Annotated in this window: 13 protein-coding genes; 3 read left to right on the top strand and 10 right to left on the bottom strand. The window is 35.7% G+C overall.

All coding sequences use genetic code 11. The annotated features are described in order from the left end of the window. Positions 1–361 precede the first annotated feature (361 nt). The 8 genes from arcD to A3G9_RS0101435 all read right to left on the bottom strand — a co-directional run bounded on the left by arcD (position 362) and on the right by A3G9_RS0101435 (position 8532). Positions 362–1789 carry an arginine-ornithine antiporter gene (gene arcD, locus A3G9_RS0101470; RefSeq protein WP_002820806.1) on the bottom strand — a complete coding sequence of 476 codons (1428 nt, stop codon included), beginning with the start codon at positions 1787–1789 and terminating at the stop codon, positions 362–364. 485 nt (positions 1790–2274) lie between these two features. Beyond that, entirely contained in the window at positions 2275–3216 is a 942-nt protein-coding gene (arcC, locus tag A3G9_RS0101465; protein WP_002820807.1) for a carbamate kinase, read from the bottom strand. Positions 3217–3325: 109 nt separating this feature from the next. After that, positions 3326–4381, bottom strand: a complete 1056-nt coding sequence (argF, locus tag A3G9_RS0101460; protein ID WP_002820808.1) for an ornithine carbamoyltransferase — start codon at positions 4379–4381, stop codon at positions 3326–3328. Positions 4382–4397: 16 nt separating this feature from the next. Next, positions 4398–5645, bottom strand: a complete 1248-nt coding sequence (gene arcA, locus A3G9_RS0101455; RefSeq protein WP_002820810.1) for an arginine deiminase — start codon at positions 5643–5645, stop codon at positions 4398–4400. Between the two features lie 101 nt (positions 5646–5746). After that, the gene (locus A3G9_RS0101450) at positions 5747–6436 is read right to left on the bottom strand and encodes a Crp/Fnr family transcriptional regulator (RefSeq protein WP_002820811.1); all 690 of its coding nucleotides are present in this window, start codon (positions 6434–6436) and stop codon (positions 5747–5749) included. A 244-nt stretch (positions 6437–6680) separates the two neighbouring features. Next, the gene (locus A3G9_RS1000000110185) at positions 6681–7082 is read right to left on the bottom strand and encodes a competence protein ComX (RefSeq protein WP_226489933.1); all 402 of its coding nucleotides are present in this window, start codon (positions 7080–7082) and stop codon (positions 6681–6683) included. 315 nt (positions 7083–7397) lie between these two features. Next, positions 7398–8135 carry a 23S rRNA (guanosine(2251)-2'-O)-methyltransferase RlmB gene (gene rlmB / locus A3G9_RS0101440; RefSeq protein WP_256207129.1) on the bottom strand — a complete coding sequence of 246 codons (738 nt, stop codon included), beginning with the start codon at positions 8133–8135 and terminating at the stop codon, positions 7398–7400. After that, a complete protein-coding gene (locus A3G9_RS0101435) occupies positions 8128–8532 on the bottom strand; it encodes a Mini-ribonuclease 3 (RefSeq protein WP_002820815.1) in 405 nt (134 codons plus the stop codon). Before A3G9_RS0101435 ends, rlmB begins: the two co-directional genes overlap by 8 nt. Before the next feature lie 69 nt (positions 8533–8601). On the opposite strand from A3G9_RS0101435, the gene A3G9_RS0101430 reads away from it, so the two are divergent. The 3 genes from A3G9_RS0101430 to A3G9_RS0101420 are packed head-to-tail and all read left to right on the top strand — an operon-like array spanning position 8602 to position 10908. Then, entirely contained in the window at positions 8602–9456 is an 855-nt protein-coding gene (locus tag A3G9_RS0101430) for a transporter substrate-binding domain-containing protein (protein ID WP_002821732.1), read from the top strand. After that, positions 9456–10151, top strand: coding sequence for an amino acid ABC transporter permease (locus A3G9_RS0101425; protein ID WP_002817325.1), 696 nt, complete (start codon positions 9456–9458; stop codon positions 10149–10151). Before A3G9_RS0101430 ends, A3G9_RS0101425 begins: the two co-directional genes overlap by 1 nt. Further along, the gene (locus A3G9_RS0101420) at positions 10144–10908 is read left to right on the top strand and encodes an amino acid ABC transporter ATP-binding protein (protein ID WP_002817324.1); all 765 of its coding nucleotides are present in this window, start codon (positions 10144–10146) and stop codon (positions 10906–10908) included. The genes A3G9_RS0101425 and A3G9_RS0101420 overlap by 8 nt, the downstream gene beginning before the upstream one ends. 39 nt (positions 10909–10947) lie before the next feature. Here the strand turns inward: A3G9_RS0101420 and A3G9_RS0101415 are convergent, their stop codons facing one another. Both A3G9_RS0101415 and A3G9_RS0101410 read right to left on the bottom strand, forming a co-directional pair. Continuing rightward, complete coding sequence (locus A3G9_RS0101415; RefSeq protein WP_002820816.1) at positions 10948–11940, bottom strand: tRNA dihydrouridine synthase; 993 nt, start codon at positions 11938–11940, stop codon at positions 10948–10950. Between the two features lie 3 nt (positions 11941–11943). Then, positions 11944–13191, bottom strand: coding sequence for an NlpC/P60 family protein (locus A3G9_RS0101410; RefSeq protein WP_002821731.1), 1248 nt, complete (start codon positions 13189–13191; stop codon positions 11944–11946). Positions 13192–13232: the final 41 nt, after the last annotated feature.

The raw sequence follows: 13232 nt of genomic DNA, 5'->3' as shown, positions 1-13232 counted from the left end.
AATATCTAAATGTCAACGTATATACATCTACTCTAATGATCTTATAATTTAGATTGTTCAAAACATGCTAGTTGAAAAAACAACACATTAAATTATTTTTTGCCTCAAATAATCATATGCACAAAAAAGTTCAAACTTCGTTGAGTATTTAATTTCAAAATGCAATTAAAGCAATAAAAGTTGCACTAGCAAATACACACAATAAAGAATTGAAAAATTTATAGTACTCCTTCGTTATTAATATGCTACACATTAAATTTTCAAGTTAATTATGATCATTATTTTTGAGTAAACGATTAAACAAATATGAAATCTAATTATAATAATTTTCATTCAAAAAATGCTTACATCTATAGCAAAATTAAAAAGTAATCGAACCAACAATTAAACCATAAATAGCATAGATGGCAGCTAGAACTGTCAAACCCGCAACAGCTAATTCAATAGGACCAAAAACTTTAGTATGATTGTCGTGCTTCTGTAGATAACAATAAACAGGAATTCCAGCTGCAAATAAAAGCATTAGTAAAAGAAGATAATTTTCACCAGCTGCAAACACAAGCCAACAAGCATATATACTGGCAATTACTCCAATTACGACGTTCCTGCTACGTCCTGGATCATCTTTATTTTCATTAAGCGAATATTTAAGTTGATAAAATGCTGAAAAAGCATATGGAATTAAAATTCCAGCACTAGAAATTGAGTAAAAGAAATTATAAGCTGAAGCAGTAATTAAAAAGGAAAACATAAAAAGTTCTACACAAACATTCGTAAAAATAAGTGAATTTATTGGAGCACCATTTTTATTTTCTTTTGCGAAGAGTCTAGGAAATGAACCCTTTTTCGCAGCTTCGTATGGTAATTGACCGGCAAACATGGTCCAAGAAAGCCAGGCTCCTACAACCGAAACAATTAATCCTAAATTAACAATCATTGCTCCCCAAGAACCAACAACGCTCTTTAATAGATAAGCCATTGCTGGTTGGCTTAGATTAGCTAAACCGCTACGACGCATAACACCTAAAGATAGCAACGTGACTAGCATGTAAATTAAAGTAACAATAATAATGCCTAAGACAGTTGCTCTGCCAACATCTTTGCGACGATTTGCTCTGCTTGAGAAAACAACAGCTCCTTCAATTCCAATAAACACCCACACCGTAACAAGCATCGTTGAACGAACTTGGCTCATAACGTCTGTAAACTGAAATTTTCCATTTGGAGTGTACCAGAAACCATGCGTGAAAATACCCATTTTAAAAGATATAATCATGATGACCGTAAAGATAAAAATTGGAATTAACTTTGCAATCGTTATAATGGTATTCACAAATGATGCTGATTTTGCACCATGCAAAATCATAAAATGGCATCCCCAAAGAATAACCGAGGCCATAACTATAGAAGCGAGATTTTGTCCATTTCCAAAAACTGGAAAAAAATACGCTGCAGCACTCATTAAAAGCGTTGCATAACCAACATTTCCTAACCAAGCAGAAAGCCAATAAGCCCAAGCTGAATCAAATCCCATATAACTTCCAAAACCAGCTTTCGCATAACTATAAATTCCAGCATCAAGATCTGGCCGCTTCATTGTCAAATTCTGGAATGTAAATGCCAACATAATCATTCCGATAGCGGTAATTATCCACCCAATAATTATGGCTCCAGCTCCAGCTCCAGCAGCCATATCATGCATTAAGTTAAAAATTCCACCACCAATAATTGAGCCCACCACAAGACCGATTAATTCTATTAGGTTTAATTTGCCCTTTGAATTGTTCATATAAAATCACCTCTTTTCATTAAATACTAAGTTCACATAGACTAATAAGGATAAAATCGTTTACAAGTGCAAATTAACAACATTTCATTAAGCAATTAAGCTATTACACAAACAAGTCATAACAGTTTAGTAACCAATGGGATTACCAAATATGAATTAATCAGAATTATTGAGGAATCATTATTTAATTAGAGAAGTAAAACCTTGTTCCCGATCTACGTATTGATATTTATAAGAAAAAACTTGAATTCCTAACATTACTAAATTTGAGAAAGATATTTAATATTCTTAATAATTTAAAAATTTGTTTTATTTAAAAATTGTATCCATATTCATCTAAGAAAATTTAAACGCTTGTTTAATTAAAATCCTGGTTTGGAAGTATTTATTTTCTAAAATTTGTTTTACCGAAACGTATATTAAATATTCCGTTAAACAAACAATTGCAAAAATTTTCAATATAAAATAAATGTATAGAAAACAAGCTACTTTGTGATAATCGTTCCTGAACCTTTTTGCAAAAAGTTATTAATATTTTTAAGCGAAGTTACCACAGCCTCTCCACAACCATTATTCACAAAATTAATTGCAGCTTGAACTTTCGGTAGCATGCTGCCCTTTGCGAATTGGTTTTCATTAATATAATTTTCGAGTTCTTCAACGGTTACATTTTCCAATTTCTTTTGATCCGGCTTATTAAAATTAATATAAACATTATCAACAGCAGTTAATATAATTAATAAATCAGCTTTAATAAGTTCTGCCAATTTTTCAGAAGCAAAGTCTTTATCAATTACAGCTTCGCACCCAATCAAATGATTTCCTTCTCTAACGACCGGAACGCCTCCTCCACCAACAGAGATTGGAATCACGTTATTGTCTACTAAGCTATTAATGACTTGATATTCTCTAACATTAACTGGTTTAGGTGAAGGAACAACTCTACGGTAACCTCGACCTGCATCCTCAACGTAGATATATTCGGGATGTAATTCCCTTATTTTATTAATATCTTCCTTTTCGTAGAAAGGACCAATTGGTTTACTTGGATTTTGAAAAGCAGAATCATTTGCATCCACCTCAACTTGTGTGACAACGGTTGCAGCACTTTTATCAATTCCTTCGTCTTCCAATACGTCATCCATGGCATTTTGCATCCAGTAGCCTATACTTCCTTCAGTCATTGATACAGCTGTATCAATCGGCATTGCAGGATTACTTTTTGTGCTACCAATCATTTGTTGCAATAGCAAATTACCGACTTGAGGACCATTTCCATGAGTGATAATTAATTTTTCATTTTCTTTTACCAGACTGACTAACGATTTTGCTGTTTCACGTAAAGCTGCCTGTTGAGCTTCAGCTGAGGCATCTTTGGATAAGATAGCATTGCCACCAAGCGCCACCACAATTTTTCTATTTGCCATAGATCATAATCCACCTTTGAATTTTATTGCTTAACAAAAACAGTTAATTGAGAATGCCAATTTTTGCTTTATTTTTTATCGCAATCATTATTTTCTATATTCAAATTAATTAAACATGCGGAATAAACAAATTTCCAAGAGTAGCTGCCATGATAGCTTTAATACTATGCATACGATTTTCTGCTTCTTCAAACTGTCGAGCGTATATAGAACGAAAAACCTCATCGGTCACTTCCATTTCTTTTATTCCATATTTCTCAAAAATTTCGTGCCCATAATCAGTATTAATATCATGAAAAGCAGGTAAACAATGCATAAAGATTAATTGATCATCAGGGGTAGAAGTTTTCCTTATTGTCTCCATATTCACCTGATAAGGTTTCAATAATTTAACTCGATCCTCCCAGTCACTTTCTCCCATCGAAACCCAAACATCCGTATATAAAACATTAGTTTTAGAAACACCCTCATCGATATTATCTGTAATTAAGAATCTTGAACCAGATTTCTCAGCAAATTTTTTTGCTAGTTCTGTTGTTTTTTCAGATGGCTGTAATTCTTTTGGAGAAACAATACGAATATTAGCTCCAAGCATTGACCCTGTTATAAGTAAAGAATTAGCTGTGTTATTTCGTCCATCTCCCATATAAGATAAGTTAATATTTTTAATATGACCGAAGTTTTCTTTGATTGTCATAAAATCAGCTAACATTTGAGTCGGATGCCATTCATCAGTTAAGCCATTCCAGACTGGGACACCAGAATATCTTGCAAGATCATCAACTACACTTTGTTTGAATCCTCTAAATTCAATTCCATCAAACATCGATCCAAGGACCCTTGCTGTATCTTCTACCGATTCCTTTTTCCCAAGTTGAATATCATTTGAGCCTAAAAATTCTGGATGAGCACCCAAATCAATTGAGGCAGTTGTAAAGGCAGAGCGGGTACGTGTAGATGTCTTTTCAAATAGCAAGGCTATATTTTTTCCTTCTAAGTATCTATGAGATATTCCCAATTTTTTTAAAGCTTTCAAATGTAATGCGAAATCTATCAAATATTCTAATTCCATAGGAGTAAAATCTTTTTCAGCCAACAAACTTCTACCTTGAAAAACTGAATTAACTACATTTTTCTTTACCAAATTTCCTAACTTTTGTTCCATTTAATTTTTGCCTTTCCTATTTTTTAATATCATCACGATAAATTGGCATAGTCATACAACGCGGGCCACCACGGCCACGAGACAACTCACTTGAAGGAACTTCCAAAACCTTTATCCCGTGTTTTTTTAAAGTGGCATTCGAAACATAGTTCCTGTCATAAGTTACAACAACACCTGGCGCAATAGCTAAAGTATTAGATCCATCATTCCACTGCTCCCTAGCAGAGACAATTGGATCTCCGTTTCCGGTGGGAATTAAATCGAGTTCGCTAAGATTTAATTGGTCTTTTAAAACTGCTTCAAGATTATGATAATTTTCAATTCTTATTTGATTATCTTTATCCTTGTGCAAAACAAAAATTGGAATATTTCCACCAGCTCCCATGATTCCTGGATGAACTGTAAACTGGTTTAAATTAATCATTGTAAAAACAGTATCCAAATGCATCATAGCGTGATTATGAGGTATTAGAACAGTAATAATCGTGTCATAATTGCTATCTTTAAATAACTTATGTGCAATATCTTCAATAGCATCAGCCTGAGTTCTTTGAGAAATTCCAATAGCAAGTACATGATCATTTAAAATAAGTTCGTCTCCACCTTCAATGTGAGTAGAGTGATTTCGGTCGCGCCACACATGCAACTTTTTGTTTGCAAAACGCGGATGATAATTAATAATTGTTTGCATAAACAATGATTCACGCTGACGAGCCTGAAATGTCATGCGATTAATACTAAGCCCTTCGCCAATTGACGCCTGAGGATCACGTGTAAAATAAAGATTCGGCATCGGGTCCAAAAAGAACTGATAATTCTTTTCTTCAGAAAGACTAACTAAGCCTTTTTGTACAAAATTAACTTCCTTTTTTTGAACACCCTCAATAATTTTATTAACCATAGATTTGGTATCAAAATCTAGCAAATATTCTTTTAAAGCGTCATGAACTATGCCTGAAGCATACCCAGATTCTGTTAACATTTGTTTTACAAATTGATCTTTGATCTCACTGCCACCGGTATCAAGCGCTTTTACTACAAGATCTTCTAGGTATAAAACTTCTGCACCATTTTTTTTCAATGTTTCAGCAAAGACATCGTGCTCATGTTGAGCAACTGGTAAGTATGGAATATCATCAAATAACAAACGTCGCATACTATCTGGTGTTATATTCTCAATTTCATGTCCTGGACGATGGAGAATTACAGTTTCTAATTTTCCAATTTCAGAATACACATGAATTGGAACTTTCTTATCCATCATTTTTTACTCCAATCCGTAACTATCATTGAGCTACAGTTTTATCTTAGAATAAAAAAAGAAATCCCTTATATTTAAAATAAACACTAAAAAAGTGATATTTATCACATCTTTTTTTCAAAATGAAAATGTGTGACAATCACTCCATCATGATTATGATTTATATAACCATTAATAAATCTGCTAGCTGTTTCACGAGTAGTACCAGATAATTTGGCAATTAAAAATATCGGAATTTTATAAGGAATTACAATAAATTCATTTTCAGGGCCATTCGATCTACCTAATTCACAAAAAAGCCAGGAAATTGTTTTTCTAATACGCTCGGATGCATTAGTTTCAAGAGAAATACTTAGTTGCTTTTCATAACGATTCATAGATTCGCTAACATGTTTAAGAATCCCTAACGCAAATTCATTATTTTGACGTAAAAGCTGTTCAAAATCTTTCCTTTGAAAAGTCACAAAAGAAATATTTGTAATAGCTTCGACTGTATAATTAAAATAAAAATTTTTATCTAACAGCCTATAAAGGGGGAATAATTTATGTGCGGAAATTAAATTAACATATTCTTGGCCATCCTCGTCAATCCTAGTGGCTTGAACCAAACCAGATATAACAAAAAAAAGACGCCATGCTGTGTCCCCTTGTTCAAAAATAATCTGTTTTTTGGTTGCAGTTCGATACTTCATATTTTTTGTCAAAAAAATAAATTGATCATTACTTAGCGATTTAAAAATTTCTGATGCATGAATTTCTAATAATATATCAGATTCTACTTGATCAAAAAGCATTTTAAGAAACAGCCTAGCCTTTCTAATTCATAGAAACGAAATTGTCTGTATATGAATTACTAATAAGAACGCTTACATAATCATGTTAGTTCTTTTTTGGCATTACAAAAAATAATTTAAGAAGTAGTTTTTAATTCCTTTAATTACTTAAAATAATAAATTATGTCGCAGGCGTTTTAACAGATTTAAGCGGCAGTGTCATTGTCATTTTTTAAACCATAAAAATATTTATAGGTCTCATTAATCAAACGTTTTTGCCGATAATCCAAAGAATGTGCCTTGGTTTGTTTCTCAATTTTTCAGATAGTTCGGCATTGCCAAATAAGTGCTGAACGGCCATATTTTCCTGCTTGCAGCTATGAAAATTCGTTTGGCTAATCGCATCTTCAAAATCCAGCTTTGTTTGTGCATGGTTCCAACTATGGCCAACTGGATCAAAACCATCAATTGCCAGCTTATCAAGTGAAAGATGCTGGCGTCTACTTTGTTCTTTTTTTGAATAAGTCTTTCTTAAAAGATCCATTGCTTTATGTTGCAAAGCCGAAAAATAGTAAGTGGTAAATTTACTGTCGAAATTATTTTGATACTTATCGACCGAACGCATTAGTACATCCAAGGCTTCGCTCTTCCACTCGTCAAAATCCAATACACTCTTTAAATAGCGATTATGTATTTTTCTAAGGAAACCTTCGGTTTCTTCTATTCAGAAATAAATAACCCATTGATCCCCTTTTTTAATCATTTTCAAAGCTGATTCGGCCCTCATATTTCCTCCACTAATTTATCAAACAGCTTATAGTGCTTTATTTTCGAAAGATAGCGAACATATGTTCTTAAAATTTAAAAGATATCAAATATTTGTTTTGAGATAAAAAAATCCACATATATCAACGATTTGACTCAATTGAAATAAATATGGATTAAAGATAAAAAATATTTTATAAAATATACCAAATATTCTTTATTTATTTTTTAAACGACGGCTGTTAAAACCCTGGTAAATCAATAAAGCCGCTGCGACACTAGCATTCAATGATTGAACATGACCAACCATTGGAATCGTCAGCATTTGATCAACTTTTTTTTTGGTTTGAGCCGAAATTCCTTTTCCCTCATTACCAATCACAATTGCTACCGGACCATCAGCATTCCAATCATTATAGTCTGCCCCTTTCATATCTGTACCAAAAATCCAAAAATTTGCTTTTTTTAATTTATCGATCGTATTGTTGATATTGACCACTCGCGCAACCGGAACATATTCAATTGCTCCAGTTGAAGTTTTGGCAACCACTTGGGTCAATTGAACGGCTCGTCTTTTAGGAATAATTATTCCATCGACGCCGGTTGCATCTGCTGTTCTCAAAATCGAACCAAGGTTATGTGGGTCCTCTATTTCGTCCAAAATAACCAGAAAAGGGTCATGGCCTTTGATTCCATTTAAAATATCGTCAAGTGGGACATATTCGTAGGCGGCAATCGAAATAGCGATCCCTTGATGATTGCCGTGATTTGTCAATTCGTCGAGGCGTTGATTATCGACTTCCTGAACGACAATTTTATTTTTTTCGGCTGTCTGCCTAAATTGCTGAGCTCGATTTTTTGCCAACGACTTGCTTAAATAAAGCTTATTGATTGTTTGATTATTTTCCAGAGCTTCCATCGAAGCATGGACTCCATAAACTATTTCTTCACTCACGCGTCTGCCCACTTTCAACTTTCTCAATCATCCAATCAATAATTTCATTCAAACGACTGCTTTCTTTATTTAAATAAAGGTAACCCAGCAAAGCCTCCACCCCAGTCGATATTTGGTAAGTTGCAATATCGGTGTTTTTAGCTTTGGTATGAGGGTGAGAATTACGGCCGCGCTTAAAAATATTGCTCTCCTCTTCGGTTAAAAATCCTTCTTTTTCCATCAAAAAAAAGAGTTTCGCATGAGCCTTTGCCGAAACGAATTCTTTTGAACGACGCTGGAGATCGTTAACTTTCGTCAAACCCGTCGACAACAAATAAGTCCGAATTTTTAGTTCATCAACCGCATCCCCGATAAAAGCCAAAGAAAGTCCATTAAAAGTCTTGACATCTTCAATCATGCTATATATTATAGTTTGCAATTCACTTAAAATCTGTGAAGGATAAATTATTTAGGAGAAAGTTTCAAAATGAAAAAATTGATAAGTAAGTTTTTTAGTGGTTTAGTGTCGGCAATTGCAGTAATTGCTATTTTCGCGATAACCGGAAATCAGGTTCAAGCAGCGGGAAATAAGCAGGATGTGCTGTACTCGAAGATTAAAGCCCAAGGAAAGTTAATTGTTGGTACATCTGCTGATTTCCCGCCGTATGAATTCTTGATTTCAAAAGATGGAAAACAGACTCCAGTTGGAGCCGACATGTCTTTGGCGAAAAAAATAGCCAAGAATCTTGGAGTAAAACTACAAATTAAGAACATGTCTTTTGACTCTCTGCTGGTTGCTCAAAAAGCCGGCAAAGTTGATATATTGATAGCCGGAATGGGCTCAACGCCGGAACGTAAAAAAGAAGTCGATTTTTCTGTACCATACTACACCGCCAAAGAAACCCTTGTAATTCGGTCCAACGAAGCAAAAAAAATCAAGTCCTATAAAAACTTGGCTGGTTTAAAGGTTGGTGTCCAAACGGCTGCTCGGCAAAAAGATTTAGTTAAGAAATCTCTGGCAAAATTAGGTAAAAAAGCTCAATACAGTCAAATGCAGGCAACAAATGACTTGGTTTTGGCTCTAAAAACCAACAAAATTGACGCAATTGCTCTTTCAGGTGGTGTTGGCCAAGCCTATGCCAACAGTGTTTCCGGACTGAAATATGTCTATGCGGATTATCCAAAGGGCGTTCAGGATGAAGAAGGAATGTCGGTTGTCATTCCAAAAAACCAAAAAACCTTAAAAACAAAAATCAACAGTACTATTAAAAAGCTGAATAAAACAAAGACATTTGCATCTTGGATTAAAAAAGCCGGGACACAGGTTAAAAAGGCCCAATAATGCAATCGATAATTTTAGACGTAAACCTTTGGAAATTTCGTTCCGAACTTATTTCCGGAATCGAAGTCACTTTGCTCATATCCATTTGCGCTGTTGTTTTAGGTTCGATTATCGGCCTGTTTATTGCAATCATGCACATGTCCAAAAAAAGAGTGGTCAATGTGATCGCTACAACCTATGTCGAAATTCTCAGAGGGACACCGCTAATAGTCCAACTGATGTTTGTCTACTATGCTGTTCCATTGATTCTCCAAGCGATTCTTAGCAATTTCGGATCATCGATTGAAATCAATATCCCAACGATTCCAGCAGGAATTATTGCTGTTGCCATCAACTCATCGGCCTATGTTTCCGAAGCAATTCGGGCTGGTTTCAATTCAATCGACAAGGGCCAGACTGAAGCGGCCCGCTCGCTTGGTCTTCCGAAAAAATTGACTATGCGTTACGTAATTATTCCCCAGGCTTTAAAGAATATATGGCCGGCTTTAGGCAATGAATTCGTTGCCCTAATCAAGGAGTCATCGATCGTACTGGTTATCGGAACTCCTGATATCATGTACCAAATCAATAATATTAGAGCAGTGACCTTTGAACCAGTCGCTCCTTTGATTCTGTCAGCAGTAATCTATTTTGTGCTAACTTTCGGTTTGACCAGAATAATGAAACATTTCGAAGGGAAGATGCAGCATGACTAAAAAAAATAGTGAAGACATCATCATTGAACTAAAGGGATTAACGAAAAAATTCGATGAAAACCTTGTTCTCGATCACATTGATGCCAAAATAAATCGTTCAGAAGTAATTACCCTAATTGGCCCTTCCGGGACCGGAAAGTCGACTTTAATCAGAAATCTAAATATGCTTGATACGCCGACTTCCGGATCGGTAATAGTCGAAGGTCAGGATATTACCAAAATAAAAGACAAACAGCTTGATTCGGTCAGAGAAAAAATGGGAATGGTTTTTCAATCCTTTAATCTTTTCCCACATTTAAACGTCGAGCAGAATATCTCTCTTGCCCCGATAAAACTAGGCAAGTGGAAAGAATCGGAGGCCCGAAAAAAAACTGAAAGTCTGCTGGAAAAAGTCGGTTTGACTGAAAAAATCTCTGCTTTTCCAAAATCTCTTTCAGGTGGGCAGGCCCAACGTGTCGCTATTGCGCGGGCTTTGGCCATGAATCCGGATGTAATGTTATTCGATGAACCAACTTCGGCCTTGGATCCGGAAATGGTTGGCGAGGTTTTAAAAGTCATGCAGAAACTGGCAGCTGAGGGAATGACAATGGTTGTCGTAACCCACGAAATGGGTTTTGCAAAAAATGTCGCTGATCGGGTTTGGTTTTTGGACGAAGGAAAGATTGCGGAGGATGCAAAGCCCGAACAATTCTTTTCACACCCGAATAATCCGCGAGCTCAAGAATTCTTGGGCAAACTACTTGAAGTTAACGTTTAAATTAAAACCGCCTTTCGGCGGTTTTTTTAATACGATAATTCAGTTGTTTAGCGTTCTTAATTCATTGATAATCTTTCGTGCCTCATCGGTTGAATGGGTATTAATTAAAAGATCACGATACTTGGCAGCATCTCGAATACCACGGATATAAATTTTGAAGAAACGTCTCAAAGTCTCAAAACGTTTTAGGCCAACTTCCTGAACATACTGATCGTAAAGATCCAACTGCATTTCAAAGAGATCCAGACAATCATTCAGTGAATGAGTTGCCGCTTTCGTTTCAAAGCAGTAAGGATTTTCAAAAACGCCGCGGCCGATCATGATTCCATCAATACCCGGATGTTTCTTTGCCAATTCAATTCCTTCACTGCGATTTTTAATATCGCCATTGATTTGCAATAAAGTTTCCGGAGCAATCTGATCCCGCATTTTAATTATTTCATCAATCAATTCGAAGTGAGCCGGAACTTTACTCATCTCTTTTCGTGTGCGCAAATGAACTGTCAATACTTGAAGATCCTGTTTTAAAAGCCAAGGAAGCCAATCATACATCTCATCGATTTTTGAGAAGCCAAGCCGGGTTTTTGCCGAAATCGGCAGTCCCGCTTCTTTGGAAGCTTGAATAACTTCGGCAGCAGCACTTCGGTGACGAATTAAATCGGAACCTCCCCCATTTTTAACTACGGTTGAATCTGGACAACCCATATTAATGTCAATTGCCTTAAAACCTTGGTTTTTAACCGACAAAGCAGCTTTGGCAAAGTCACTCGCATGATTGCCCCAAAGTTGAACAATCGGCCTCTGTTCGTCCTTTTTAACATATAAACGGCCCATAACCGAGAACTTGGCTTTAGGATGTGTGACACTGATGGCATTTGTAAATTCAGTATAAAAAAGATCTGGAGGAGCTGCTTTAAAAACAACCCGCCGAAATACACTGTCGGTCACGGCTTCCATTGGTGCAAGACTAAAAAAAGGTTCTCCCTTTTTTTGTGACGCATCTTTAATTGACTTCCAAAATTCACTTATCATAGATTAAAAAATAGCCTCGTAAGCAACCGGGGAACCAGAAATTGGCTGAATCGCAACTTTACTGTCAGGTCCCTTTAAACCGATGTATTGACCACCGCCAATATACATGGCGACCTGGAATTCAGCCCCTCTTTGGCCCCAAAAAAGTAGGTCTCCCGGCAAAGCTTGTGAAATACGCGCCTTTAATTTGCCGGCCTGTCGCAATTTGGCAGCCTGAATATAAACTTTATCACCAATTGCTGTCAGACCGGAAATTGCCCGTAAATACTCGATAAATCCCGGTATATCAAATCCTCTTTCATCATCGCCACCCCAAACAAAGGGTTTTCCAATCAAAGATAAAGCATTAGAAATAGTACGTTTGACCGAGATTGGTTGATTGGTCATATATTTATTAGGTAATTTTATTTGTGCTTTACGAACAGAATGATACTGATCAGAACTGGATCTTGCATCGTCTTTTTTGATCTGTTGAAGATTTTTAAAGATATCGGCCTTGTGTTTAAGGGTTGCCAGCGTCTGATTGGAAACGTGATTAAACAAACCACTAATTTTTGACTGCACATCAAATCCATTTACTTTATCCAGTTGAGCGGCGCCAGACTTTTCCCAATTGTCAAAGTCAGTCGTCAAGCTAACCGCCAAAAAACTCGGTGATTTTTCTGCCTCTATTTTTCTGATAATCAATTCCTGATTATTTAACTCATCGATATAAGGTTGAGCCAATTTAAAAACATCGGACGGCTTTCCAGCTAAACCGGTTTGTAGATTACGAAAATTAAGAAGGTCGTCGGTTCGAGAAAAGTAATAATTAATCTCCTCAAAACCGCTCACTTGATCATCAAGCCATTTACCGTGTTTAACCAAATCAATGATTGACTGATTACGAAAAATCTGGAAAGTATAACTTAAATTCCTACCTCGACTGCCGTCCTCATTCTCAAAAGGAATAATACCAATATTCAGAGCAAAAAGCGCCTTGTTGTCAGCATACTGGTCCCGACTATGACGCCATTTTTTTTCATCCAACATTTTTTTTGAAAGCAGTTTTGTCAGCTCATCCAAAGCTGATTCAACGGTTGAAAAATGTTTTTCGCGTGCTCTGATCGTATCAATCAATTCATCGGAAATAAAACGGCCCTGAAACTGAAATGTTCTCATGTCTGGAAAAAACTGACTAACCTCGCCAATAGAAGTATTTGGAGAAAACAGCCATTTATTTTCATTTGTAAAATAATTACGAAATTGCATATCTCTAATTTACCGTAAAAAAAAAGACCGGAGTCTTAATT

The organism is Oenococcus oeni DSM 20252 = AWRIB129, from assembly GCF_000372485.1.
Classification (GTDB): Bacteria; Bacillota; Bacilli; order Lactobacillales; family Lactobacillaceae; genus Oenococcus; species Oenococcus oeni.
This window is presented reverse-complemented; position numbering and strand designations above follow the sequence as displayed.

What these genes read in the sequence shown, in the direction of transcription:
- arcD (WP_002820806.1), bottom strand. Translation starts at nt 1,789, where the DNA reads ATGAACAATTCAAAGGGCAAATTAAACCTAATAGAATTAATCGGTCTT.
- arcC (WP_002820807.1), bottom strand. Translation starts at nt 3,216, where the DNA reads ATGGCAAATAGAAAAATTGTGGTGGCGCTTGGTGGCAATGCTATCTTA.
- argF (WP_002820808.1), bottom strand. Translation starts at nt 4,381, where the DNA reads ATGGAACAAAAGTTAGGAAATTTGGTAAAGAAAAATGTAGTTAATTCA.
- arcA (WP_002820810.1), bottom strand. Translation starts at nt 5,645, where the DNA reads ATGATGGATAAGAAAGTTCCAATTCATGTGTATTCTGAAATTGGAAAA.
- A3G9_RS0101450 (WP_002820811.1), bottom strand. Translation starts at nt 6,436, where the DNA reads ATGCTTTTTGATCAAGTAGAATCTGATATATTATTAGAAATTCATGCA.
- A3G9_RS0101435 (WP_002820815.1), bottom strand. Translation starts at nt 8,532, where the DNA reads ATGATTGAAGATGTCAAGACTTTTAATGGACTTTCTTTGGCTTTTATC.
- A3G9_RS0101430 (WP_002821732.1), top strand. Translation starts at nt 8,602, where the DNA reads ATGAAAAAATTGATAAGTAAGTTTTTTAGTGGTTTAGTGTCGGCAATT.
- A3G9_RS0101425 (WP_002817325.1), top strand. Translation starts at nt 9,456, where the DNA reads ATGCAATCGATAATTTTAGACGTAAACCTTTGGAAATTTCGTTCCGAA.
- A3G9_RS0101420 (WP_002817324.1), top strand. Translation starts at nt 10,144, where the DNA reads ATGACTAAAAAAAATAGTGAAGACATCATCATTGAACTAAAGGGATTA.
- A3G9_RS0101415 (WP_002820816.1), bottom strand. Translation starts at nt 11,940, where the DNA reads ATGATAAGTGAATTTTGGAAGTCAATTAAAGATGCGTCACAAAAAAAG.
- A3G9_RS0101410 (WP_002821731.1), bottom strand. Translation starts at nt 13,191, where the DNA reads ATGCAATTTCGTAATTATTTTACAAATGAAAATAAATGGCTGTTTTCT.